The sequence below is a fragment of the Kitasatospora humi genome (genome assembly GCF_020907985.1).
Taxonomy (GTDB): domain Bacteria; phylum Actinomycetota; class Actinomycetes; order Streptomycetales; family Streptomycetaceae; genus Kitasatospora; species Kitasatospora humi.
On sequence record NZ_JAJJPA010000001.1, the window covers coordinates 354,017 to 378,738 of the forward strand.

The 24,722-nt window shown below is 73.6% G+C and carries 21 protein-coding genes and 1 pseudogene; 10 read left to right on the forward strand and 12 right to left on the reverse strand.

The window, feature by feature from the left end:
- Positions 1 to 77 precede the first annotated feature (77 nt).
- Positions 78 to 2,819, forward strand: coding sequence for a class III lanthionine synthetase LanKC (gene lanKC / locus LN042_RS01700; RefSeq protein WP_230047913.1), 2,742 nt, complete (start codon positions 78 to 80; stop codon positions 2,817 to 2,819).
- On the forward strand, positions 2,816 to 4,105 hold the full coding sequence (locus LN042_RS01705) for an MFS transporter (RefSeq protein ID WP_230047914.1): 1,290 nt from the start codon (positions 2,816 to 2,818) through the stop codon (positions 4,103 to 4,105). The genes lanKC and LN042_RS01705 overlap by 4 nt, the downstream gene beginning before the upstream one ends.
- Here the strand turns inward: LN042_RS01705 and LN042_RS01710 are convergent.
- The gene (locus LN042_RS01710; protein WP_230047915.1) at positions 4,059 to 4,865 is read right to left on the reverse strand and encodes an AfsR/SARP family transcriptional regulator; all 807 of its coding nucleotides are present in this window, start codon (positions 4,863 to 4,865) and stop codon (positions 4,059 to 4,061) included. The genes LN042_RS01705 and LN042_RS01710 overlap by 47 nt on opposite strands.
- A 149-nt stretch (positions 4,866 to 5,014) precedes the next feature.
- On the opposite strand from LN042_RS01710, the gene LN042_RS01715 reads away from it, so the two are divergent.
- The 4 genes from LN042_RS01715 (at position 5,015) to LN042_RS01730 (ending at position 12,695) form a co-directional block, all read left to right on the forward strand.
- Complete coding sequence (locus LN042_RS01715) at positions 5,015 to 8,083, forward strand: type 2 lanthipeptide synthetase LanM family protein (RefSeq protein WP_230047916.1); 3,069 nt, start codon at positions 5,015 to 5,017, stop codon at positions 8,081 to 8,083.
- A 48-nt stretch (positions 8,084 to 8,131) separates the two neighbouring features.
- Positions 8,132 to 8,347 (forward strand): hypothetical protein, encoded by a 216-nt coding sequence (locus tag LN042_RS01720; protein WP_230047917.1) that lies wholly within the window; start codon positions 8,132 to 8,134, stop codon positions 8,345 to 8,347.
- A 313-nt stretch (positions 8,348 to 8,660) separates the two neighbouring features.
- On the forward strand, positions 8,661 to 11,657 hold the full coding sequence (locus tag LN042_RS01725) for a helix-turn-helix transcriptional regulator (RefSeq protein ID WP_230047918.1): 2,997 nt from the start codon (positions 8,661 to 8,663) through the stop codon (positions 11,655 to 11,657).
- Between the two features lie 183 nt (positions 11,658 to 11,840).
- The gene (locus LN042_RS01730) at positions 11,841 to 12,695 is read left to right on the forward strand and encodes an alpha/beta fold hydrolase (protein ID WP_230047919.1); all 855 of its coding nucleotides are present in this window, start codon (positions 11,841 to 11,843) and stop codon (positions 12,693 to 12,695) included.
- A gap of 10 nt (positions 12,696 to 12,705) precedes the next feature.
- Here LN042_RS01730 and LN042_RS01735 read toward each other — a convergent pair whose 3' ends face one another.
- Both LN042_RS01735 and LN042_RS01740 read right to left on the reverse strand, forming a co-directional pair.
- Positions 12,706 to 13,605 (reverse strand): oxidoreductase, encoded by a 900-nt coding sequence (locus LN042_RS01735; protein WP_230047920.1) that lies wholly within the window; start codon positions 13,603 to 13,605, stop codon positions 12,706 to 12,708.
- Positions 13,606 to 13,755: 150 nt separating this feature from the next.
- Positions 13,756 to 14,331 carry an ATP-binding protein gene (locus LN042_RS01740; RefSeq protein WP_230047921.1) on the reverse strand — a complete coding sequence of 192 codons (576 nt, stop codon included), beginning with the start codon at positions 14,329 to 14,331 and terminating at the stop codon, positions 13,756 to 13,758.
- Positions 14,332 to 14,433: 102 nt separating this feature from the next.
- Between LN042_RS01740 and LN042_RS01745 the strand changes: the two genes are divergently transcribed.
- Positions 14,434 to 15,288, forward strand: a complete 855-nt coding sequence (locus LN042_RS01745; RefSeq protein ID WP_308191747.1) for an XRE family transcriptional regulator — start codon at positions 14,434 to 14,436, stop codon at positions 15,286 to 15,288.
- A 38-nt stretch (positions 15,289 to 15,326) separates the two neighbouring features.
- Here LN042_RS01745 and LN042_RS01750 read toward each other — a convergent pair whose 3' ends face one another.
- From LN042_RS01750 to LN042_RS01765, 4 genes are all read right to left on the reverse strand, one after another.
- Positions 15,327 to 16,058 carry a class I SAM-dependent methyltransferase gene (locus LN042_RS01750; RefSeq protein ID WP_230047922.1) on the reverse strand — a complete coding sequence of 244 codons (732 nt, stop codon included), beginning with the start codon at positions 16,056 to 16,058 and terminating at the stop codon, positions 15,327 to 15,329.
- Positions 16,059 to 16,188: 130 nt separating this feature from the next.
- Positions 16,189 to 17,487, reverse strand: coding sequence for a YhgE/Pip domain-containing protein (locus LN042_RS01755; RefSeq protein ID WP_230047923.1), 1,299 nt, complete (start codon positions 17,485 to 17,487; stop codon positions 16,189 to 16,191).
- Between the two features lie 92 nt (positions 17,488 to 17,579).
- On the reverse strand, positions 17,580 to 18,521 hold the full coding sequence (locus LN042_RS01760; protein WP_230047924.1) for an AraC family transcriptional regulator: 942 nt from the start codon (positions 18,519 to 18,521) through the stop codon (positions 17,580 to 17,582).
- Positions 18,522 to 18,610: 89 nt separating this feature from the next.
- The gene (locus tag LN042_RS01765; RefSeq protein WP_230047925.1) at positions 18,611 to 19,534 is read right to left on the reverse strand and encodes an NADP-dependent oxidoreductase; all 924 of its coding nucleotides are present in this window, start codon (positions 19,532 to 19,534) and stop codon (positions 18,611 to 18,613) included.
- A gap of 448 nt (positions 19,535 to 19,982) precedes the next feature.
- Between LN042_RS01765 and LN042_RS01770 the strand changes: the two genes are divergently transcribed.
- Positions 19,983 to 20,405: an SsgA family sporulation/cell division regulator gene (locus tag LN042_RS01770; RefSeq protein WP_230047926.1), complete on the forward strand. Its 423-nt coding sequence runs from the start codon at positions 19,983 to 19,985 to the stop codon at positions 20,403 to 20,405.
- A gap of 162 nt (positions 20,406 to 20,567) precedes the next feature.
- Positions 20,568 to 20,849: a hypothetical protein gene (locus LN042_RS01775; RefSeq protein ID WP_230047927.1), complete on the forward strand. Its 282-nt coding sequence runs from the start codon at positions 20,568 to 20,570 to the stop codon at positions 20,847 to 20,849.
- A 136-nt stretch (positions 20,850 to 20,985) separates the two neighbouring features.
- Here the strand turns inward: LN042_RS01775 and LN042_RS01780 are convergent, their stop codons facing one another.
- Positions 20,986 to 21,477 (reverse strand): nucleotide triphosphate diphosphatase NUDT15, encoded by a 492-nt coding sequence (locus tag LN042_RS01780; protein WP_230047928.1) that lies wholly within the window; start codon positions 21,475 to 21,477, stop codon positions 20,986 to 20,988.
- Between the two features lie 4 nt (positions 21,478 to 21,481).
- Entirely contained in the window at positions 21,482 to 22,966 is a 1,485-nt protein-coding gene (locus LN042_RS01785; RefSeq protein ID WP_230047929.1) for an SDR family oxidoreductase, read from the reverse strand.
- A 168-nt stretch (positions 22,967 to 23,134) separates the two neighbouring features.
- Between LN042_RS01785 and LN042_RS01790 the strand changes: the two genes are divergently transcribed.
- Complete coding sequence (locus LN042_RS01790) at positions 23,135 to 24,106, forward strand: 2-hydroxyacid dehydrogenase (RefSeq protein WP_230047930.1); 972 nt, start codon at positions 23,135 to 23,137, stop codon at positions 24,104 to 24,106.
- Between the two features lie 19 nt (positions 24,107 to 24,125).
- On the opposite strand, the gene LN042_RS01795 is transcribed toward LN042_RS01790, so the two are convergent.
- The 3 genes and pseudogenes from LN042_RS01795 to LN042_RS37935 form a co-directional block, all read right to left on the reverse strand.
- Positions 24,126 to 24,302, reverse strand: a complete 177-nt coding sequence (locus tag LN042_RS01795; protein ID WP_230047931.1) for a hypothetical protein — start codon at positions 24,300 to 24,302, stop codon at positions 24,126 to 24,128.
- On the reverse strand, positions 24,251 to 24,490 hold the full coding sequence (locus LN042_RS37930) for an arylamine N-acetyltransferase (protein ID WP_372495659.1): 240 nt from the start codon (positions 24,488 to 24,490) through the stop codon (positions 24,251 to 24,253). The genes LN042_RS01795 and LN042_RS37930 overlap by 52 nt, the downstream gene beginning before the upstream one ends.
- Before the next feature lie 50 nt (positions 24,491 to 24,540).
- Positions 24,541 to 24,705: pseudogene (locus LN042_RS37935) on the reverse strand (arylamine N-acetyltransferase); the annotation flags it as partial.
- Positions 24,706 to 24,722 lie beyond the last annotated feature (17 nt).

Genomic DNA, 24,722 nt, shown 5'->3' on the forward strand with positions numbered 1-24,722 from the left:
GCCGGCAGCCGTGCTGCCGGCCGTCGGCCGCCGGGGCCCACGCCCCTCCGCCCCCCGCGCCCGAACGGAGCCACGCCATGCTTGGCTGGGAATCGCTTCTCCACTACGCCCAGGCCGATCCCCGCTGGTACGAGACGTCCAGCCGCGTTCCCTTCGGCGACGCGCACCTCGCCCTCTTCCGGGCTGCCGCGGGCGACGGATGGCGGACCTTCCGCCGCGGGCCCTGGTTCATCGCCAACCCGCCCGGCGTCGCCCCGGTGGCCCAGGGCTGGAAGCTCCACGTCACGGCGGAGTTCGGCGGGAGTGCCACCATCCTGGGCAAGGCCCTGCCCGTGCTGTGCGAGGCACGGGTGCCGTTCAAGTTCCTGATCGACGAGTGGTCCGCCAACCAGGCCTGCGGCAAGGTCTTCGCCCGCACCGCCAGTGGCAAGTTCATCACCGCATACCCGGTGGACGACGAGCAGTTCCACGCCGTCGGCACGGCGCTGGCGAAGGAACTGGAGGGGCACGGCGGGCCGTACATCCTCACCGACCGCCGCTGGCCGGGCTCCACCGCCGTCTACTACCGCTACGGCGGTTTCGCCGCCCAGCGGCAGTTGCGACCCGACGGCGCATCCGACCTGATGATCACCGCGCCGGACGGCACCCTGGTGCTGGACGCCCGTCGGCCCTGGTTCGAAGTGCCCGAGTGGGCCACCGACCCGTTCCCGCCGGAGCCGGACGAGCCGGACGGCCTGCTCGGCGGCCGCTACCAGCCGCTGCGGGCGCTCTCCTTCGGCAACCGCGGCGGGGTCTACCTGGCGACCGACACGCAGACCGGCCAGGAGGTGGTGCTCAAGGAGGCCCGGCACGGCGTGACCATCGGCGACGGCGTACCGGCGACCGAGGTGTTGGAGAAGGAGTACCAGCTGCTGCGCATGCTGTCCGACACCGGGCTGTTCGTGAAGCCGCTCGGCTTCTTCCGCGAGTGGGAGCACGCCTTCCTGGTCGAGGAGAAGGTCGAGGGCCAGCGCTTCAGCCGGCACGGCAACAGCACCAACCCGGTCATCACGGGCGAGCTCGCCGCGGAGTCGATCCGCTCCTACTACCGCGGCGTGCGGGGCCTGTGGCGGCAGATCGCCGAAGCGATCGAGGCCGCCCACCAGCGCGGCATCCTGCTGGGCGACCTGTCCTACACCAACGTCTACGTCGACCCGGACGGCCACTCGATCACGATCATCGATCTGGAGGCGGCGGTACGCGAGGACGTCGACCCGCACCTGGGCGTGTTCACCATGGGCTCGGCCAGTCCCCGGCTGCTGGCCACCCGGCGCTACGACCGCGCCGCCGACTGGCACGCGCTCGGTGCGCTGATCTTCAGCTCGCTGATGGTGGTCAACAGCACCGTGGGCTTCCACCGCCCGGTCCTGCCGCGCTTCCTGGCCGAGCTCGCCGCAGACCTGGCCCTTCCCGGTGAACTGATCGCCCTGGTCCAGGACCTGACGGACGAACACCTCACCGACGACGCGCTGACCGGCTCCGAGGTGCTCGAACGGATCGACGCACTGCCCTTCGACGACCCGGCGCTGTGGGCCGCCCCCGTACCGCTGGCGCTGCCCGCCACCGAACGCTACGGAGATCCGGAGCAGCTGCCGGGCCTCGGCGACGCCGAACTCGCCTCGGTGGTCGAGGGCATCGCGCGGTACGCCGAGGCGGCGGCCGATCCGCAGCGGAGCGACCGGCTCTTCCCCGCGGACCCGCTGGTCTTCGAGACCAACCCGCTCTCACTGTCCTTCGGCGCGGCCGGCGTGCTGCACGGCCTGCAGCGGCTGCGCGGCACGGTACCGGCCCGGCTGCGCTCCTGGGTGCTCGCCCAGGACGTCGACTCCGCGTACTACCCACCCGGCCTCTTCACCGGTCAGGCCGGCATCGCCTGGGTGCTGGACGAACTGGGCTACACACCAGCCGCGTTGACGCTGATGGACCGGGCTCGCGCCCACCCGCTCCGGTTCGCCGCCCACAACGTGCTGCACGGCTCGGCCGGTTACGGTCTGGCCTGCCTGCAGCTGTGGCAACGGACCGGCGAGCAGCGGCTGCTGGACGACGCACGGGCCGCCGGCGAGGCGCTCGCCGCCGCCGGCGTGCGCGGTGACACCGGCGTTCACTGGCCCGAACCCGAGCGGCACGGCCGGCCGTCCCCCACCCGGCTGGGCTACGCCTACGGGGCGTCCGGGATCTCACTCTTCCTGCTCTACCTGCACCTGGCCACCGGTGACCGGCGCTGGGGCGAACTCGGCCGTGCGGCTCTCGGGTTCGACCTGGAGCAGGCGGTGGTGACCGCTGACGACCGGTGGTTCTTCCGCCGCTACGCCCGCTCCGCGGACGACGACGAGCCGCCGGCCGACCCGGTGCTGCGCTGCTACTGGGACGAGGGCACGGCGGGTGTGGCGACCGCCGCGCTGCGCTGGCTGGTGGCCCGGCCGGACCGTGAACTGGAGGCGGCCGTACCGCGTCTGGTGGCCGGCTCGGTCGCCAAGTACACCGTCATGCCGCAGCTCTTCCACGGCCTGGCCGGCCAGGGCAACCTGCTGCTGGACGCCGGTGAACTGCTGGGCGAGGAGCGGTGGTTCGCCGAGGCGCGGCGGGTGGCGCAGGGCGTGCTGCTGAGCCGGATCGAGCGGCCGGAGGGCATCGCCTTCCCCGGCGAGCAGGCGATCCGCGAGTCCGTGGACCTGGCCACCGGGTCGATCGGGGTGGCGCTCTTCCTCGACCGGCTGCGGCACGCCCGGCCGGGCGGGCGGACCAACGCGTTCTTCACGGTGGACGGGCTGCTGCCATGAGGCTCCCGGGTCGGCGGTTCGCCGCGATCAGCGGCAACCCCGCGTTCCGGCGGATGTGGATCGGCCAGTTCACCTCCGATCTGGGCAGCTCGGTCACCGTCCTGGCGCTGCCCATGCTGGCGGTGGCCGCCAGCGGCTCGGCCGCCGAGGCCGGCCTGCTCGGCACGCTCACCTTCCTGATCACCTGGTTGACGTCCATGCCCGCGGGGCAGCTGGCCGACCGGTACCCACCGCGGCGGGTGCTGCTCGGCTGCGACACGGTCCGGCTGGCCGCGGTCGCCGCGATCGCGGCGGGCGCGCTGCTCCACCGCACGCCGTTCTGGCTGCTGGCCCTGGCCGTGGTGGTCGCCAACGCGGCGTCGATGCCCTTCGCGCCGGCCGCGGGCAAGATGCTGCGGACCGTCGTGCCGGCCGACCAGCTGCCGGAGGCGGTCTCGGTCAACCAGGTCCGCGGCTACACGGCGAGCATCGTGGGCCCGGCCGTCGGCGGCGCGCTCTTCGCCGCCGGCCGGGCGGTGCCGTTCCTGACCGACGCCCTGACGTACGCCGTCTCGCTGGGCGCCGTCCGCGGCCTGCCGGCCGGGGCCGCACCCGCACCCAGCGAGCGGACCGGGCGGCCCGAGCGGCCCCGACTGAGGGACGGCCTGCGGGTGGTGCGCACCACGCCGTTCCTGCGCAGCACCCTGCTGTACTCACAACTCGCGAACCCCGCCGTCTCGATGCTGCTGTTCGTCGTGCTGCTGCGTCCCAGGGCCGGCGGGGGCGGCGTCGGCCTCTCGCTCAGCGCTGCCGCGGCTGCCGGGCTGGCCGGCTCGACGGTGGCCCCGTGGGTCTTCCGGCGGCTCGGGCTGCGACGGCTGATGCTGGCCGTCTGCCTGCTGCGGCTGCTGGTGGCCGCGGTCGCGGCCCTGGTCGGCGGTCCGGTGGCGCTCGGCGCCGCGCTGGCCACGGTGCTGCTCCTCGGCCCGGTGGTGGGTGCGGCGATCACGGCGACCACCCTGCAGCTCGTGGACTACGAGGTGTACGGCAGGGTGGCCGGCACCAGCTCGTTCATCGGGAGCGCGCTGCAGCCGCTGGCCCCGCTCGCCGCCGGGGTGCTGGTGCAGACCGGCGGTGCGCGCAGCGCGCTCGGCGTGGTCGCCGCGCTGTTCGCCTGCTGCGCGCTGACCGTCGTGCTGGGCCGAGGGCTGGACCCGGCGGCGCCCGAGGCGGCCGAACCGGAGGGCGACCGGGTCGGCGTCACCTCTCCAGCAGTGCCGGATCGTGGGCCAGCACCCGCTGCGTGAGCAGGGCCAGCTCCGGGCCGGGGTCGGCCCCGAGCTGCTCGCGCAGCAGCCGGCGGGCGTCCCCGAGGGCCTCCAGCGCCTCGGCCTGCCGTCCGGACCGGTACAGCGCCAGGGCCCGCAGCGCCCACCCGGACTCGCGCAGCGGGTACTCGGCCGTCAGCGCCTGGCTCTCCAGCAGCGAGAGCCGGTGCTCGCCGAGGGCGAGCCGGGCCGCGACCCGCACCTCGCGGGCGAGCGAGCGCAGCTCCTCAAGTCGACTGATCTCCGCGCACAGGAAGCGGGCGTCCGCCAGGTCCGCGTAGGCCGGGCCGCTCCACAGGGCCAGCGCCTGGTCGGCCCGCGCCGTCGCCTCGGTCGCCCGCCCGGCCGTGGACGCGCGGTGGGCGGCCAGCACCAGCTCGCCGAACCGGCGCGCGTCCACGGCCGTGCGGTCGACCGCGAGCGCGTAGCCGGCCGGGTGGCGCCGCAGCACCAACGGCTCCTCCCGGGACCGCCGCTGGGGCTCCAACGCCCGCCGCAGGTCGGCGATGTAGGTGTGCAGCGCCTGCCGGGGCTTCTCCGGCAGGCGCTGCTCCCAGACCGCGTCGATCAGCTGCTCCTCCGAGACCAGCGCCCCCTCGGCCAGCAGCAGCGCGGCCAGCAACGCCTTCGGCCGACGCCCGCCGAGCGGGGTCCGCGCGCCGCCCACCAGGGCGGTCACCGGGCCGAGCACGTTGATCCGTACGTCGTTGATCGGCAGTGCCGAGGTTTTCGGATTCATGGACCGAGCGTGGCCCGACCGGTACCGGCTTCCCATGGGGGCCGGCCCCCGCATTCCGCCGCCCGGGCGGGCCGGGGCCGCTGTCCGCCCCGGAATATGGGGGCCGGCCCCCATACGGCACCCGGCCGCCCACTGGCATGCTCTGCGGCATGACCGATCCGCAGACCTGGTGGGCAGGCGGCGTGACGCTGGCCGAGCGGCTGCCGCCACCCCCGCGACCCGCCGCCGAGCCGGGCGACCCGACCGGACCGTGGCGCCACGACTACCCGTCAGCCGCGCTGTTCCGGGCCCGGCTCGCCGACCTCGGACTCGACGAGAACGGGCTGCGCGCCCTGATCGCCGAGGAGCCCGCAGCGCTGGCGGCCCGGCTCGGTGAGCCGGACTGGGTCGGTACGGTCGAGCAGGCGCTCGCGGCCGCTCCGCTCGACCCGGCGCTGCCGCCGGCCGACGGCTCCTGGTCGGCGGGCTTCGCGGCGGTGCTCGCGCCGTTCACCGGGGCCGCGGCCGAACGGCTGCTGCGAGCCGCCGGACCGGCCGGCCTCGGTGAGCCGGCCGATGTGGCGGCCGTGATCCGCTGCTTCATCGACCAGTTGAGCTCGACACTGGTGCAACTGGCCCGGCGCACGCTGGTGTTGGAAGTCAACGTGCTACGGGTGGCCGGCCGGCTGCAGGGCGGCACACCCGAGCTGCGGTTCGCGGACTTCGTCCGTCAGACCTCGGCGCGCGGCGGGCTGCGCTCCCTGGTCACCGAATACCCGGTGCTGGCCCGGCTGTTGGCGCAGTGCTGCGACCAGGCCGTGGCGACCTGGTGCGAGCTGCTGGAACGCTTCCGCACCGACCGGGCCGCGCTGGTCGGGGAACTCCTCGGCACCGACCCCGGCAAGCTGGTCGAGGTGACCACCGGGGCCGGCGACCGGCACCACGGCGGCCGCACGGTCGCCGTCCTGCGCTTCGAGCACGGCGCCAGAGTGGTCTACAAACCCCGCCCCCTCGCCGTGCACTGCCACTTCAACGACACCGTCCGATGGCTCAACTCCCGTCTGCCCGGCCTCGGTCTGCGGACCCTGGCGGTGCTGGAACGGCCCGGCTACGGCTGGGTGGAGCACGCCGCCGCCGCGCCCTGCGCCGACCAGGCCCAGGTCGGCCGGTTCTACCGGCGGCTCGGCACACTGCTCGCCCTGGTCCACGCTCTCGGCGGCACCGACGTCCACTTCGAGAACCTGATCGCCTGCGCCGACCAGCCGGTCCTGGTGGACCTGGAGACGCTCTTCCACCCCGCCCCGCCCCGGCCGTCCTCGGACGACCCCGCCCTGGCGGCCTTTCAGTCCTCCGTCTACCGGACCGCCCTGCTGCCCTGCCTGGTGGCCGGCGAGCACGGCACCCTCGACCTCTCCGCGCTCGGCGGCGACCGCGGCACGCCGCTGCCGAACGACGTCACCGGCTGGGACGCGCCCGCCACCGACGAGATGCGCCTGGTCCGCACCACGGGCACCTTCCACGGCGCGGCCAACCGGCCGAGCCTGGCGGGCAGCGACGCCGACCCGGCCGGGCACACCGAGGCACTGCTCGACGGCTTCCGCGACGGCTACGACGCCATCGTCGCCCACCGCGACGAACTGATTGGCCCCGACGGTCTGTTGGCCCGCTTCGCGGCGGACGAGACCCGGGTCGTGCTGCGCCCCACCCACTGGTACACCACCCTGCTGGACGAGTCCACCCACCCGGACGTGCTGCGCGACGCCCTGGAGCGCGACCGGCTGCTCGACGCGCTCTGGCGGGACCCGTCCGCGGAGCCGACGCTGCGCGCGCTGGTCGGCGCCGAGTCGGCCGCGCTCTGGGCCGGCGACGTCCCGCTGGCCACCTGCCGGCCCGGCAGCACCGAGCTGACGGTGGGTGCCGTCACGGCCACCGGACTGGTCACCGAATCCGGACTGGCCGGCGCCGAGAGCCGGATCGCCGCGATGAACCGGACCGACCGCTCCGACCAGGAGTGGGTGATCCACGCCGCGCTCGCCACCCGGCGCAGCGGCCACCACGCCACCGCAGCGCCGCCGCACAGCCCACTGGCCGCGACGGTCCCCGACCCGGAACGGCTGCTGGCAGCCGCCTGCGGGATCGCCGACCGGATCCTGGCCGACGCGCACGACGACGGCCACCGGGTGAACTGGCTCGGCCTGGAACCGCTGGACGACCGACTCTGGACGATCCTGCCGCAGGGCGCCGGCCTTCCCCACGGATACTGCGGCACCGCGCTCTTCCTGGCCCAACTCGCCGCGCTCACCGGCACCGAGCGGTACGTCTCGGCGGCCAGGCGCACCCTGACCTCCGTCCCCAGCCTGCTCACCGCGCTGGCCGACCGGCCGATCGACCTGTCGGCCATCGGCGTCGGCTTCGCCGGCCTCGGCGGGATCGCCTACGCGCTCAGCCGGCTCGCCGCCCTGCTGGACGACGGCGACCTCGCCGCCTGGACCGACACCGCCGTCGACCTGACGGCGATGGCGGTCGAGCTGACGACCGGCTCGGCCGAGGAGGCCGGGCTGCTGGAGGGCGACGCCGGCTGCCTGGCCGCCATGCTCGCCGTCCAGCGGAGCACCGGCTCCGAGCGGGCCGCCCGGGCCGCGCTCGCCTGCGCCGACCGGCTCGCCGCCCAGGCACCCGAGCACCTGCCGTCCGGCGGCTTCCGCAGCGGCGCGGCCGGCATCGGCTGGGCCCTGCTGCGGTACGCCGCGGCGGGCGGCACCCCCCGGCACGCCGCGGCGGGCCGGGCCGCACTGCACACGGCAGTCGACCGGGAGGCCACGGGCCCGCTCGGCGCCGGCTGGTGCGACGGGCCGGCAGGCACCGCACTGGCCCTGGCCGACAGCGGCGCCGCGACCGTCGATCCGGGCCCGGCCGCGCTGCTGGACCGCGCCGTGACCGCCGCCGCCTCGCGCCCGGCCGGCGACCACAGCCTCTGCCACGGCGAGACCGGCGCCACCGAACTGCTGCTCACCGCCGCTGCGGCGGGCCTGGCCGATCCAGGGGCAGCGGTGTCCCGGGCCGGCACCCTGCTCGCGGGACTCGACCGGTTCGGCCCGCGCTGCGGAACGCCCGACGCGGTGAGCAGCCCCGGCCTGCTGGCCGGACTGTCGGGCATCGGGTACGGGCTGCTCAGGCTGGGCTTCGGCACCCGCGTCCCGTCGGTCCTCCTGCTGCAGCCCGCGAACCGGCACAACTGACGACCCATCACCCACCGACCCACCCACCGCCCATGAAGGAGCTGTGCGATGAGCAACGACACACCGGCCACCGGCTGGCAAAGCCCGGGTACCGGGGCCTGGACCGGGCCGAGCCACCCGGCCGGCGAGATCCGGCTCGTCACGGGCTCGTCTATCGGCCGGCGGGCCCGGCTGCTGGCCGCCCTGGCCACCACCGCCAACGACGCGTCGACGTACACGATCACCTCCCCGTTCCCCACGTCGAGCGTCACCGGCCCGCAGTGATCCCGCACGGCGCGGCCGGTTACCGCGGCCCTCCGGCGGACCCCGGGGCCCGGCGGCCGGCTCCTCGTCAGCGTCCGGCCCTACTCCCGTCGTGCCGCCCCTGCGGCCCGCCCTCCTGACGAGGCCGTTCGGCCCGACCCCCTGACGGCCCGTACCGGTCCGGGTAGTACTTCCGGATCCTGACGGGCCGTTCGTTCCGGCCCGCGGCGGGCCGTCGGGCTCCAACCCCTGGCGGGCCGTCGGAATCCAACCGCCGGCGGGCCGTTCGATCCGGCTTCTGGCGGATCTTCCGATCCGGCGATAGCCTCTGGCCATGCTGATCTCATCACCGGTGATGGTGGGCCGGGACGATGAGCTCGCGCTGCTGGACTCATGCCTCGCCACCGCACGACAGGGGGAGGGCCGGGCGGTGTTCCTGCTCGGCGAGGCCGGGATCGGCAAGTCACGGCTGGCCGCCGAGTGCGCCTACCGCGCGTTCTCGAGCGGTCTGGCCGTGCTGCGCGGCAGGGCCGCGACCTCCGGGGCGACCATGCCGTTCCGGCCGATCGCCGAGGCACTGCTCTCCTACTTCCGGCTCGGCGGGCCGCCGCAGAACCCCGAACTGGTGCCGTACCGCTCCGCGTTGGGCAACCTGCTGCCCGAGTGGCGCACCGCCGAACCGGTCGGCGAACCCGCCTCGCTGTTCGAGACCGCCGAGGCGGTCCTGCGCCTGCTGCTCGCCATCGGGCGTGACCTGGGCCAACATCGGGAGCCCGGCTGCCTGTTGGTCATCGAAGACCTCCACGACGCCGAAGCCGAGACCCTGGCCGTCCTGGAGTACCTCTGCGACAACCTCCGCAGCCTGCCGGTCTGCCTGCTGGCAACCCTGCGCCCCGACGCCGACCAGGCCGGCCAGCTGGCCCGGACGGCGGCCCTGCGCCGGTCCGCGCTCCTGACCGAGCTGCGGCCGCTGACCGCCGACGAGGTCCGCACGATGGCCGGCTCCGCGCTGGCGATCGGCGACGGACGGCTGCCCGCGCAGGTGGCCGACCGGCTGGTCCGGGACGCCGAGGGCAATCCCTTCGTCGTGGAGGAACTGCTCGGCGGCATGGTCAGCGCGGGCGTGCTGCGCCGCGAGCCGGCCGGCGGCTGGCACGTCTGCGGCGACCTGGGCATCGACGTGCCGACCACCGTGGTGCACAGCGTGGCCCAGCGAGCAGCCAGGCTCAGTGCCGCCGGGCGGGCCATGCTGGACAGCGCGGCCGTGCTCGGCCGCCGGTTCTCGTTACCGGTCCTCAAGCTGGTCACCGGCCTGGTCGACCGCGACCTGCTGGTCCACCTGCGGGCCGGAATCGACGCCCAACTGATCTCGCCCAGTGGCCCGGTCGGCGACTGGTACGAGTTCCGGCACGCGCTGACCGCCGAGGCGCTGCTCGCCCAGTTGCTCCCCTCCGAACGTGCGGCCATCGCCTCGCAGGCCGCCGACGCCGTCGAACGCGCCCACCCGGGCCTGCCCGGCGAGTGGTGCGCGCAGGTCGCGGCCCTGCGGCTGACCGCCGGGGACACCAGGGCGGCCGCGCTGCACTACGCCGAGGCCGGGCGGGCGGCGCTGGCCGGCGGCGCCGTCAACTCCGCCGTCTCGCTCCTGGAGCAGGCCCACGGGCTGCTCACCGAACCGGCCGACCGGACACCGGTGGCCGAACAGCTCGTCTACACACTGATCGAGACCGGCCGACTGGACCGGGCGCTCGCCCTGGCCGAGGCGCTGCCGGACGCCGGACCGGGGGCGCTCGACGCCGCCCGCACCGCGGCCCTGCACACCCGGCTCGCCTGGGCCGCCGTCACCGCCTCGCGCTACGAGGAGGCCGCCGCCCGGGTGCAGCACGTGCGCGGCCTGCTCGGCGGCTTCGACAGCGCCGCCCACACCCCGGCGGTGGACGTGGTCGAGGCGTACCTGGTGTTCGCCGGAGTGGAAGGGGCCGACACCGACCGGGCGGCCGAGTCCGAACGGCTGGCGCGCCGCGCCGCGGCCGGCGCCGAGCACGCCGGGCTCGCCGAAGTCGCCTGCCAGGCCTGGGACCTGCTGGCCCTGCTAGAGCGCCGGCACGGCTTCGACCGGGCCGACGCCTGCCTGGAGCGGGGCCTCGCGCTGGCCACCGAGCACGGGCTGGCCGGCTGGCAGGTGACCCTCCTGCTGCGGCTGGGGGCCAACGAGTTCCTGCGCAGCGGCTCCTCCGCCCGGTTGGAACGGGCCCACCGCGCGGCCCTGGGCCACGGCGCCCTGGTGCTGATGCACAGCGCCGAGGCCACCCTGGCCATCCAGGCGGTGCTGCGCGGCGAGTACGCCACCGCCCGCGCACTCACGGACCGCTGCGTCGAGGCCACCGCCCGGCTGCGCAACGCCGACAACCACCAACTCGTCCTGCTCACCCGGGCGGCACTGGCCGCCCACCGGGGACGGCGGCGCGAGATGGAGCAGGAACTCGCCGAGTTCCGCCGCTGGGACGGCGAGCGGTCGCTGCAACTGCCGCTCGTCTTCGGCAGCAAGGCGATCTGTGCGCTGCTGGAGGAGAACCGCCGGGAGGCACTGGGCGAACTGGACCGTGCGCTGGCCTGGGAGGAGCAGAACCCCTCCGTCTTCTACCTCAGCGGCCGCTACGGCCTGCGGCCGCTACTGCGGGCCCTGTCCGGTCAGGCGGACCCAGCGGAGCACGCGGCCGTGGCCGCCCACCCGGCCGCCGCGCTGCCGTGGAACCGCCAGTTCGAGCGGCTGGCGCACGCGGTGCACGAGGGGCGGGCCGGGCGAACCGCCGTAGCGGCGGCGGCCGTTGCCGAGGCGGGCCGGGTCGGCGCGCCGTTCCTGATGGCCCGCCGGCTCGGCTTGCGGCTGGTGGCTGAGGCGGCCGTGGCGGACGGCTGGGGCGATCCGGTGGAGTGGCTGCGCGGCGCCGAGGAGTACTTCCACACCGCCGCCGTCCCATCGGTCGCGGGAGCCTGCCGCGAGCTGCTGCGGCGGGCGGGCGCGGCCGTTCCGCAGCGCCGCAGCGGAACCGCGACGGTGCCGGCCGAGCTGCGGCGCCAGGGCCTGACGGTGCGCGAGTACGAGGTGTTCCTGCTGCTGCTCCACCGGCTGGGCAACCAGGAGATCGCGCAGCGGCTGTTCATCTCGCCCCGCACGGTCGAGAAACACGTGGCCAGCCTGCTCGCCAAGACCGGCCGGCCGCACCGGGCCGCGCTCTGCGACCACGCGGCGGAAGTGCTCAGGCTGCTGGAGCCCGTGCCAGGCGCCCACCAGGCGCCGGATCCGCTGGGCGGCCCGGCCGAGGGCTGAGTACGGGCCCGGCCACCGGGGCGTACCGCCGGCAGCGCCGAGCGCGCCTCGCGGAACCGTCGCGCCGAGTCGTCGCGATGAGCCGTCGCACCGATCCGTCGCGCCAAGTCGTCGTCCGGTTACGCCCAGCATCGTCCGGGCCTGACGGCCGGTCAGTGTCCAGAACTGGGTATGGTCCGGCACATGACGACCGAGCTCGACATCCGGCTGACCGACGGCCGCACCCTGCATGTCTACGACTGGTCGCCGGAGGGAGCCACCGGGCGCGGTGTCGAGCCGCTGCCCGTGCTGTGGCACCACGGCACTCCCGGCCTCGGCCTGCCGCCGCAGCCGCTGTTCGCGGCCGCACGACGGCAGGCGATCCGCTGGATCTCCTACGACCGTCCCGGATACGGCGGTTCGACACCCGCAGCCGGGCGCGACCTGGCCGCGGCCGCCGCCGACACCGCCGCGGTGGCGGACGCGCTGGGGCTCCCGCGGTTCGGAGCACTCGGCGTCTCCGGCGGCGCCAGCCACGCGCTGGCCTGCGCCGCACTGCTGCCCGAGCGGGTCGTCGGCGTGGTCAGCGTGGCGGGCCTGGCCCCCTACGGTGCTCCCGGGTTGGACTGGTTCGCGGGCATGTACCCCGGCGGCAAGGCCGAGCTCCGCGCGGCCGTCGCCGAACGGGCGCAACTCGCCGCCGAGCTCGCCTCGTCAGAGTTCGACCCGGAGATGTTCACCGAGCGGGACCACGCCGCACTCCAGGGCGAGTGGTCCTGGCTGGCGGACACGGCCCGACTCGGCACCGCATCCGGCCTGGACGGCATGCTGGACGACGACCTCGCCTACGTCGCCCCCTGGGGGTTCGACCCCGGGCGGATCACCGTGCCGGTGCTGATCCTGCACGGCGGGGCCGACCGCGTCGTCCCCGCCGGCCACGGCGAGTGGCTCGCCCGCGCCATCCCCGGCGCCGAGTTGCGCCGCCACCCGGCGGACGGCCACCTGTCCATCCTCAACGCCGCTGCCTGCGCGCTGCCCTGGCTGCGCGTGCGGGCATAGGGCCCACCGGTCAGCCGAGCGGGCCCAGCTTCGCGAGTTCCTCCGTCGTCAACCGGAGCGCACCGGCCGCGACGTTCTCCTCCAGGTGCTCCCGGTTGCCCGTTCCCGGGATCGCCAGCACGTGCGGCCCCTGGTGCAGCGTCCACGCCAGCCGCACCTGGGCCGGTGAAGCGCCGTGCGCCTGCGCGACCTCGGCCACCCGTTCGTCCTCGCCCGCCCGGGCCGCGGCACCCCGCTCACGGGTCTCCCCGGCGATCGCGAAGAACGGCACGAAGGCGATGCCCTGTTCCCCGCACCGCGCCAGCACCTCGTCGTGCTCCTGGAGTCCGAGGCCGAACCGGTTCTGCACGCACACCACCGGTGCGATCGCCTGTGCCTCGGCGAGGTGCTCCACCGTCACGTTGGACACCCCGAGATGGCGGATCAGCCCCTCCTCGCGCAACTCGGCCAGCACCCCGAAGTGTTCGGAGATCGACGACACCGCGGGCATCCGACGCAGGTTCACCACGTCCAGGTGATCCCGCCCGAGCTGCCGCAGGTTCTCCTCCACCTGCCCGCGCAACTGCTCGGGACTCGCGGAGTACCACTCCCCGGACGCATCCCGGCCCGGCCCCACCTTGGTCGCGATCACCAGCTCGTCGGAGTAGGGCGCCAGCGCCGTGTTGATCAGCTCGTTCGCCGACCGCAGCCGGGAGAAGTAGATCGCAGCGGTGTCGATGTGGTTGACCCCCAGCTCCACCGCCCGTCGCAACACCCCGATCGCCGTCTCCCGCTCGCTCGGCGCCCCGAGATCGAACGCCGCACTCCCCGTCACCCGCATCGCCCCGAACCCGAGCCGGTTGACACTCAGATCACCGAGCCGCCAACTACCGGCAGCGGATGCGTCGACGATCGCCTTCGTACTGGTCACTGTCCGCGTTCTCCTTGCCCGTTCATTCCGATTGCCCGTTCATTCCGAGGCGGAACGCATCATGGAGCCCCGACCACCATGGCGAGAAGAGCTCGCGTGATCGGGAAATGTCACACCTGAAACGGGAACCCGGCACCGCCCGCGCGTCGTTCACCTGGTGTCACTCACCACGGAAACAACGCCCTGCGGACGCGCGACGGTCTGCGTCGGAACCTCAGCACCGGCGGCCCCCGGGTGTTCACTCGGCTTCGGCTCCGCCGGGCCGATCACCGCCCAGACCCGCTTGCCGATGCCATCACGAGGGCCGTAGCCCCAGTCCAGCGAGAGCTGTTCCACCAGCCACAGCCCCCGGCCGCTCTCGTCATCCTCGCGTGCCGGGGAAACGGTCGGCTGCTCTTCGCTGCCGTCGTGCACCTCGACGTACAGCAGCCCCTGGTACTGCTCGAAGCGTACGAAGATCAACTCACCGAACTGACCACCTGCTGGACGCCCGTGGAGCACGGCATTGGCGACCAACTCGCTCAGTACCAACTCGCCGGCAGTAGCGAAGAGTTCGCCGCCGTTCACGCAACGAAGAAAGTCGCGCAGCATCGCGCGTGCCACCCCGGAGGACTTCTGATGACGCGGCAACGAGTGCCGATCACTCGTCATGATGGGCAGCGGCTGATCAAACCACGTCCGCAATTCGGTGCCTTCATCGAACGGAAGGTGGGTGAGGTCTTGCATGTCGACCTGCTTTCTCCAGGGTGGCCACGCCGCTGGGCCGTTCCAGCGGCCGCCGGGCCCGTCTCCTGCCGGGTGAGGACGGGGACGTCTATCTCCCCTGACATGATTGACGACCTGTCGGGACGAATCAGCGGACATGCGAAGGACAGCCGGGCCATCAGGGCCATACTGTCCAAGAAGGCTCAAATGTCTGCGGGAGACCCCTTGAATACAGCCCTACGACGCGCTATGGACGACGCGCGTATGAGCCCCCGCCAGCTGGCGACCCGCGTGGGGGTCACGCTGAAGACCGTGGAACGCTGGGTAGCAGATGAGGCACTTCTGCCGCACCCGAGGAACCGCACAGACGCAAGCCAAGCGCTAGGGGTGAGTGAAGCGATGCTGTGGCCGAGTATCGTCCGATCAGCAGTCAAGGTTGGTCCGGATCGCGAGATCGTTGCGGTCTACCCCTACCGATCAGCGTGTCCGACCTCCACCTGGGCCCAGTTGGTGGCCGACGCGAAAGCCGACCTCTTGTTGGCCGGGTTCACGAACTACTTCCTCTGGCTGGAGCAGCCCAACTTCGTTGCGACGCTCCGAGCCAAAGCGGAATCCGGGTGCCGGGTTCGTTTCCTGGTCGGCGACCCGGACGGAGAGACCACCCGTGCGAGGGAGGCGATCGAGGACACGCCGCTCACCGTCTCAACACGGATCCGGATCACGCTGGAGAACCTTGCCAAGTTGCGAGAAGTCCCGGGAATCGAAGCGCGGTTCAGTGCTGCGGAAGACGCCACCAACCATGTGGGCCTTTCCGTCTTCCGGTTCGACGGTGATGCTCTCGTGACGCCTCACCTGGCGCGACTGGTCGGCCATGACTCTCCGATGATGCACCTGCGTCGGCGCGACCCCGGCGGCATGTTCGATCGTTTCGCCGAGCACGCCGAAGAGCTCTGGGAGCGGGGTCGGCCGATCGCCTGATCGACCGGGCGGGACGCGCCTGCGGCAGTGCCCGCGGGTCAGTGGTCTGCCCGCTGGGCGAGGAAGACGAACTCCTTGCCCGGGCGGTCCGGGGCGTCGCGGACCTCGCGGAGCCGGTAGCCCGCGGTCAGCAAGTCCGCCTCGACCTCCTCGCGTTCGCGGAAGCGCAGGGTGGAGTCGGAGGTCAGTGCCTCGCCGCTGGAGGTGAAGACGTAGTGCCGGCGGAAGGTCACCAGCCGGCCGTCGACGTCGATCAGCTCCACCCAGGACTCCACCTCGCCGATGCCCGAAACATCCGTCACCGCATGGGAGTTCGCCCGGGTCCAGGACTCCCAGTCGCGCCTGGCCGGGTTCCGCGTCTCGAACACCAGGTGGCCGCCCGGTCGCAGCGCGGCTCTCGCACGGGTGAGTGTGGTGTGCCAGAGGGCGGGGTCGACGATCGCCTGGGCGACGTTGGCGGTCATGGTCGCCAGGTCGACCTGCAGCGGTGGCAGTGTGTTCGCGTCACCGTGCAACCAACGGACCTGCTCCGCGCCCGGTTTGGCGCGGGCCACGGCGAGGGAGGCCGCGGCCGGATCCAGGCCGGTGACCGCCAACCCACGGTCGGCCAGCAGTAGCGCGAACACGCCCGTCCCGCAGCCAATGTCCAGCACCGTACGGGCGTCGAGCTGCTCGGCGATGCGGAGGTAGGCGTCGAGGTCCGGGCGGTCCGCCTCCAGCGGGTCGTAGAGGGCGGCGAGGCGTGGGTCGGTGAAGATTTCGTCAGCCATGCGGCCGAAGGTAGCGAACCGGCGAGTGCGGCGACCGGGGTTTTCGGCCGCCGCAGCCGTGCCCGGCGTGTGCGAAAGGCGTGCAGGGGCGGATGGCGGCCCTTCGAGCACCGCGGATCGTGATTTCCCGTCAGACGTCGTCCTCGGCCGGCTGCGGGGTCAGCCGGTGCAGGCCCTTGTGGTCGTAGTAGCGGGTCATCAGGAATCCGAAGAGCAGCGCCGCGGCGACGCCGATCGCGATCATCACCCAGGCCCTGGTGAGCCCGGCGTCGGCGCGGGCGTCGAAGTAGATGATCGCCCTTACCCCGCCGACCAGTTGGCGCATCGGCTCGAAGTTGCCCAGGAAGCGGTAGAACCCGGGCGAGGCCTCCAACGGGACGGTCGCTCCGGAGGAGGGCAGCGCGAGCGCGATGAAGACGAACATCGACACCAGCTGCCCGATCCCGCCGAACGCGGCGTTGATGGCCTGCACGCCCAGCCCCACCGCCAGCGCGGCGCAGTAGGAGAACACCCAGAGCAGCCCGGCGTGCGGGGCGTCCATGCCCAGGATCGACACGGTGGCCACCATCACCAGCGAGCAGGTCACCAGGGAGATGCCGGCCGTCATGCCCATCTTCAGCAGCAGCGTCTGGGTGCGGCTGATGGGCACGGTGGGACGGCGGGTGTGCAGCGGGCCGATCTCCGTGTCGGCGTAGCCGAGGCCCGTGTCGACGCCGTTGTGGACGATGTTGCCGCCGACGAACCCGGCCAGCACCAGCAGCAGGGTGTAGTAGAAGGCGGTCAGTCCCAGGCCGCTGTGGCTGCCGATGGGGTGGCCCGGCCTGGTGGTGACGGCGACCGGATCGACCAGCAGCACCCGGGTGGTGGCATCGGCCCCGGCAGCGGCGGCGTTGGCCGTCAGCTGCCTGCCGATCGCCGCCGACGCCTGCTGCGCCGCGCCCTGGTTGATCTGGCCGGCCAGCGAGGAGGCCAGGCTGCCGGCGCCCGGGTTGGTCAGCACCGTCAAGGTGGGTTGACCGGTGGCGTCGGGGGTGGTCAGCGCCTCGACCGAGGCCGTGAAGTCGGCGGGGATCACCAGCGCCCCGTACACCTTGCCCGACGCCAGCTCGTCCTGCGCCCGGCTCAGGCTCTCCTGGTGCCAGGAGACCTGGCCGGGCGGAGTGCCGGCCGTGACCGCGGCGGCGACCCGGGTGCCGATGTTCTGCTGCTGCCCCGGTGGCGGCGCCCCGGTGTCGCCGTTCACCAGGGCGATCGGCAGATGGTGCAGACTGCGGCTGGGATCGACGATGCCGCCCATGTAGAGCAGCGAGAGTCCGAAGGCGACCAGGCTGCTCAGCACGGTCGGCACCAGCCACAGCTTCCAGCGACGCAGCAGCGGACCGGCCTGGGCCTGCCGAGGGCCGGGGCGCGGGGTGATCGCGGACGCCATGGGACTCCACGGTTGGTCGGCCGGTGGACAGGGTCGACCCTAGTTGCCGGGGCGTCGGGCCGGCGTCCGCGACACGGGCGGTGCCCTGGCCGTCAGGCGGCGGCCCGGTTCTGGCGGCGGTAACTGCCGGGCGCCTGGCCGTACTCGCGCTTGAAGGCCTTGCCGAGTGCGTACTCGGAGCCGTAGCCGGTCCGGTCGGCGACGACGCTCAGCGGGGTGTCGCTCTCCCGGAGCAGCTTGGCGGCCGTGGTCATCCGCCAGCGGGTGAGGTAGGCCAGCGGCGGCTCGCCCACCTGCTCGGCGAACCGACGGGCGAAGCCGGCCCGGGAGAGGCCGGCCCGGTCGGCCAGCGACGCCACGGTCCACGGCGCCGACGGGTCGTCATGGATCGCGGACAGCGCGGACGCGACGGCCCGGTCGCGCAGCGCCGCCGCCCAGCCGCGCGCCGTGTCGGCGGGCTGCTCGTCCAGCCAGGCGCGCAGGATGTAGAGCAGCAGCGAGTCGATCAGCAGCGGCACGATGCCGTGCGAGCCGATCCGGGGGTTCTCCAGTTCGCGGCCGAGCAGCTGCACCGCGGCGGTCAGCTCGGGGTAGGCGCCCGGTCGGGCCGGCAGGTGGACCAGTGCGGGCAGTTGGCCGAGCAGGGGGTGCGGCCGGCCCTGGTCCAGGTGGTAAGCGCCGCAGAGCAGGCTGGTGCGGGCGCCGTCCCCGCCGAGCGACAGGGTGCCGAGCGGGGCGTCCGGACGGCAGGTGGTGGTCCCGGACTCGGCCACGGGGGAGTCGGGACGGTCGGCCAGGACGTGACCGCGCCCGTCGCGCAGGAAGACCACGTCACCCGGGCCGAGCGGGATCGACTCGGTCAGGCCCGCCGCGCCGTCCCCCGGCAGCAGCCAGCAGGTGCCCTGCAGCACCACGTGGAAGCTCGCGCCGGACACCGGCGCCAGTCGGATGCCCCAGGGCGCGCGACCCTCCGTGCGCACCGAAGCCGGCTGGCCGGTGCGCATCGAACTCAGTGCCTCCGTCAGGACGTCCATCCTGCTCCCCTCCTGTGGTGCTGCCGGGACCGCTGCCGGGTCCTCGGACCCGGGCCGCCCGACGGTCGGACCGCCGGGCAGCCAGACTGTCAGACGGTCAGGACGATCTTGCCCTGGGTGTGGCCGCTCTCGATCAGCGCGTGGGCCTTGCCGGCCTCCTCCAGCGGCAGCACCGCGGAGACGTGCGGACGGATCCTGCCCTCGTCCACCAGTGCGGCGATCGCCTCCAGCGCCGCGTAGTCCGGCTCCACCGAGACGCCGATGAACCGCCGACCGGCCGCCGTGACCTTCTCGGCCAACTCCGGGTTGCCGTGCTCCAGTACGGTGACCAGGATGCCGCCCGGACGCAGCACCTTCAGCGACTTCTCGCCCTCGGCGTTGGAATCGAAGACCACGTCGACGTCGCTCAGCACCTCGGAGAAGTCCACCGCCCGGGAGTCGACCACTTCGTCCGCACCCAGACCGCGCACGAAGTCGTGGCGGGCCGCGCCCGCCAGCGCGATCACGTGTGCGCCACGGACCTTGGCGATCTGCACGGCCAGGTGGCCGACGCCACCGGCCGCCCGGTGGACCACGACCCGGTCGCCCGGGCCGATCTGCGCCCGGTCCACCAGGCCCTGCCAGGCGGTCAGCGCGGCGAGCGGCAGCGCGGCGGCGTGCACATGGTCGACGGTGGCGGGCTTGCGGGCCACCTGCCGCGACGGGGTGGCCAGGTACTCCGCGTAGCCGCCGGCCTCACGGGGGAAGAAGGGCATCCCGTAGACCTCCTCGCCCACCTCGTACCGGGCGCCCGGGCCGGCCTCCTCGACCACGCCGGAGACGTCCCAGCCGAGGCCGAACGCCGGCTCGCCCAGCAGCGGGAAGGCACCGGAGCGGACGGCCGCGTCCACCGGGTTGATGGCGCTGGCGTGCACCCGGATCAGCACCTCACCGGAGCGCGGCTTGGGGCGCTCGGTCTCCACGACCTCCAGCACCTCGGGACCGCCGAAGGACTTCTGAACAACCGCACGCATCGGGGTTTTCCCTCCCTGACGGCCCGGCAGTTCCGCCGGGCTCTCGTTGACGTGATCAACGGTAGGCGGCACGGGTGAGACGGAAAATGGCCCACGATCCAGCTTCGATGTCCCAGCGTCCACAGCGGCGCGGTTCTCGGCCATGTCCTGCGACCCGGCGGAGTCTAAGCACAACCGCCCACGCCCAGTGCCGCGTTGGCCTCGGCCGGCCGGCCGGCCGGTCGCTCGGCAGCCGCGGCGCCGAGCAGCGACGGGCCCGCCAACCGATGGCCGCGGCGAACTGCGAGCCGGCTGGTCCGGCATCGGCGAGCCGCACGGTCCCGCTGCGCACGGGCGGGTGCGCATCGATCCACCACGAGCCACCGGTTTGGGCGGCAGGGATCGGGGCAGGAGCGGTCGCACAACGGCGCCCGGGGAGCGCACCCCGACCGGATCGGAGGCGTACGAGATGAACTTGAACGACTTGACGGTGACCGCCGAGGTCGAGGTCGAACTACTGGTCCCGGGCCGGCCGGAGCGGATCCCCCTGCGATCCACCTGGGCCTACGACAGCTACGATCCGCTGGCGGTCCGGGTCGACTTCCTGATGCCGCTCGGCAGCCCCGAGCGCTGGACCTTCGCCCGGGAACTGCTCGCAGAGGGCCTGAACGCCCCGGCCGGTGACGGGGACGTGGTGCTGCAGCCCGAGGCCGACCTCGACCACGTGCGGATGCTGCTGCGCGGCGCCAACGGTGCGGCGGCGGTGCTGCGGGCGGACGAGCGGGGCCTGCGCGACTTCCTGGAGCGCAGCTACGCGCGTGTGCCCCCGGGCGGCGAACAGTGCACACCCGCCCTCGACCGGTGGCTCGGCGAGGTGCTGGACGGGAGCTGACCGTCCGTTCGGCCGGCTCGGGCACCTTGCCGGGCCGGCGGTCCCGAAGGGGCTCGCGGCCGGCAGGGCGCGACCGCCGCACCGCACCGGCTTTCGAACCCCGCTGACCCGGACGGCCCACCCGCCGCGCCACATCACCAGCCCCGCCATAGGTTTGCCACCATGAGGACTTACCAGAGCCGCGTCACGGTCGTCTCCGGCGACGTGGAGTTCCCCGCCGACGCCGAACTCCGGGCGGAGAACGCCGGCGACGCACCGTCCGAGTGGCGCGGCGCACTCACGGTCGCGGATCCCAAGGACCTCACCGAGCTCCTCAACCGCCGCACCGGGATGCTGCTGTTCCCCACGGGGCAGGAAGGCGACTTCACGGTGGATCCGAGCTCGTCGCACGAGCCGGGATCCACTCGGGTCGAGATCGTGGGCATGGGCTCGGAACCGTTCTGACGGCGTCGACGCACCGGAGCCCCCGCTCGCGGGGGCTCCCTGCCGCGGTTGGGTCCGGTTCCGGTGGAGCGACCGAACGGGTGCGGTCGGCCGCGCTGCCGGGCGGCCGGCGGGCGGGCTTCCGGCGGCAGCAACGTCAGAGGCGGTAGGCGTGCACGCCCTGCGGCAGCTCGGCGAGGTCGGGCCGCCACTGTGCCAGCACCCAGGCGGACGGCCCGAACATCGGCTCCGGCAACTCGTCCAGCCCGCGCCGCTCCCAACCCGCGCAGGCGTGCGGTTCGGTGACCTGCGCCGGATCGTCGGACGGCGGCGCCAGCACCGCCGCCGTCAGCCGCGGCCACCCCGCCAGATGGTCCAGCACCACGCCCAGCACCCGCATCCGCCCGGCAGGCAGCACGATGCCGGTCTCCTCGGCCAGTTCGCGCGCGGCGGTCTGCTCGAAGGACTCACCGGGCTGGTCCGCCTTGCCGCCGGGCAGGCTCCAGCTGGGCGGCTCCCCGGCCGTGGTGCGGCGGCCGATCAGCACGCCCCGGCCGTCCAGGGTCGGGACGATCACCCCTGCGCCGATCAGCGGTGACTTGATCGGCGGGTTCTCCAGCACGGGGCGCATGGCCGGGGTCGCGGTCATCTGATCACCAGTTCGTGGGCTCGAAGTCCTTCAGGAAGCAACCGAACAGATCCTCGCCGCGCTCACCGCGCACGATCGGGTCGTACACCCGGGCCGCGCCGTCCACCAGGTCGAGCGGGGCGTGGAAGCCCTCGTCCGCCAGCCGCATCTTGTCCGGGTGCGGCCGCTCGTCGGTGATCCAGCCGGTGTCCACGGCGGTCATCAGGATGCCGTCGGTCTCCAGCATCTCCCGGGCACTGGTCCGGGTGAGCATGTTCAGCGCGGCCTTCGCCATGTTGGTGTGCGGGTGGCCGGCACCCTTGTAACCACGGGAGAACTGGCCCTCCATCGCGGAGACGTTCACCACGTACTTGCGGCGGGCCGGCGACGCGGCCAGCGCCGGGCGCAGCCGGCTGACCAGGATGAACGGCGCCGTGGAGTTGCACAGCTGGACCTCCAGCAGCTCGATCGGGTCGACCTCGCTCACCGTCTGCACCCAGCTGTTGGTGTCCACCAGGTCGGGCACCAGGCCGCCGGCGTCGATCGCCGTGCCGGCCTCGATCCGGGCCGGCGAGGCCGAACCGGTGACCAGCGCCAGCTCGGTGACCTGCTGTGCCGACAGCGCGTCGCCGCCCGAGCGGCCCGGCAGCGCCGGACGCTCCACCGCGCCGCTGCCGAAGGCGCCGATCACCTCGCTGACCGGCAGCTCACCGGCCGGCAGCGGCGCCGACTCGGCGGCCACCAGTTCCGCGTAGGCGGCCGGGGAACGGCGCACGGTCTGCGCGGCGTTGTTGATCAGGATGTCCAGCGGGCCGTCCGCGGCCACCGAGTCGGCCAGCGCGACCACCTGGGCCGGGTCCCGCAGATCGATGCCGACGATCTTCAAACGGTGGAGCCACTCGGCGCTGTCCGGCATCGCCTTGAAGCGGCGGATCGCGTCCTTGGGGAACCGGGTGGTGATCGTGGTGTGCGCGCCGTCCCGCAGGAGCTTCAGCGCGATGTACATCCCGATCTTGGCTCGACCGCCGGTGAGCAGCGCACGGCGTCCCGTCAGGTCGGCCTGCTGGTCGCGCTTGGTCCGGTTGGTTATCGCGCACTTCGGGCAGAGCTGGTGGTAGAACGCGTCCACCTCGACGTAGCGGTCCTTGCAGACGTAGCAGGAGCGCGGGCGCTGCAGGATGCCGGCGATCTCATGGCTCGGCGTCGGCGAGGTGAGACCGAACACACCGGCGGTCTCGTCGTCGATCCGCCCCGGTGCGCCGGTCGCGGTCCGGGAGGTCACCGCCCGGTCGTTGGCGGTCTTCGCCGCCCGCGACTCCTGGCGGCGGCGCTGCTTCACGGTGCGGAAGATGTGCGCGACCGCCTTGCGGACGGTGATCGCGTCCGGGTGGTCGACGTCCAGCTCGTCCAGCTCCGCCAGCACGTCCAGGCAGTGCTGCAGCCGCTCGGGGTCGATGCCGGGACCGTACTCGATCTCGCCCGCGACCTGCTGCTCCACTGCCCTCGTCATCCCGTGCTGCTTCCCTGCTCGTCCTGGTACCCGCCCTTTACTCGATGAATCGTACGGAGTGCCGGACGAGCGGCCAAACGACGCCCGGTGGCCGGGGAGCGGGTGGGTGCGGCTCGGTGGGCGGACGGGGGAGGGGGCGGGTGCGGCTCGGTGGGTAGATTGCCCGACATGATCCCTGCGTCCGCATCCGAGTCCGCCCCCGTGCCTGCCCCGGTCGTACTGCTGCCGTACCCCGGCGAGCAGATCCCAGACCTGCCCGACGGCCTTGAGCTGCACACCTTCGACGGCTACGCCTGCGACGGCCGCCCCGGGCCGCCGCCGGCCGAGCTGCTGGCCCGCGTCGAGGTGCTGGTCACCCCCTATCTGCGGACCGGCACCGTGCTGCCCTTCCTCGGCTCGATGCCGCGCCTGCGAGTGGTGCAGACGCAGACCGCCGGGGTCGACGACATCGCCCCGCACCTGCCCGCGGGGGTGACCCTCTGCAACGCGCGCGGCGTGCACGACGCCAGTACGGCCGAGCTCGCCGTGGCGCTCACCCTGGCCTCGCTGCGCGACCTGCCCGGCTTCGTGCGCGGCCAGGACGCCGAGCAGTGGCGCGCCGGCTTCTACCCCGCGCTGGCGGACAAGCGGGTGCTGATCGTCGGCTACGGCTCGGTGGGCGCGGCGATCGAGGCCCGGCTGCTCCCGTTCGAGGTCGAGGTGGCGCGGGTGGCCCGGACCGCCCGGACCGCGCCGCAGGGCCCGGTGCACTCGCTCGCCGAGCTGCCGGAGCTGCTGCCGCAGGCCGACGTGGTGATCCTCGCCGTGCCGCTCACCGACCAGACCCGGCACCTGGTGGACGCCCGGTTCCTGGCCGCCATGCGGGACGGCGCACTGCTGGTCAACGTGGCCCGGGGTGCCGTGGTGCGCACCGACGACCTGCTCGCGGAGCTTACCGCCGGGCGCCTGCGTGCCGCGCTGGACGTCACCGACCCGGAGCCGCTGCCCGCCGGTCACCCGCTCTGGCACGCGCCCGGCGTGCTGATCTCACCGCACGTCGGGGGCAGTTCTTCGGCCTTCCTGCCGCGTGCCCGACGGCTGATCGGCGCGCAGCTGACCCGGTTGGCGGCAGGGGAGCCGCTGGCGAACGTGATGGAGTGACCGCTCGTTCGGTGCGGGCTCAGCCCAGGCGCCGCAGCTGGCCCGGGGTGAGAGCGATGCCGAAGTGTTCGTGGTAGGCGTCCGACCGCTGCCGGTCGGTGACCAAGTCCTGCTCGGTCCGCTCCCCGTCGTCGCCGGTGCGGATCAGCCGGTTCCGGCCAGTGAGACCCGGCCGGTCCCGGTGGGCAGCGAGCACAGGGTGCGCTGAGTGAACGTGGCGGCCGGGGAGGTTGCCCGGAACCAGCAGGTCGGTGCGAAGTCCGCGAGCTGGTAAGGGCGTTGGTCGATCCGGTACTGCGGTTGGCCGTCGGTGAGCCCGTCCGGGTCCGGCGGCCCGGACCCGCTGTGCCGCTCGACGACCCGGAAGGTGCCGGCCCGGTGCACCTGTTCGCCGCACTCGTCCAGGCAGAGCGGCGGAAGTTGAAGCGGCCGAAGCCCACGTCCACCAGCCGGGCCCGCTCTAGCTGGACCCGCAGCGCCAGGTGGTCCATGGGAATGCCCGGCGTGCCCCCGGCGAACACCCGGGCACTGAGCAGCTCGACCTGGAAGCCCAGGGCGGTGAGCAGCGCCGGGAACGCGCCGTTGAGTTCGGCGCGCACGGTGCCCCTTACCGGTC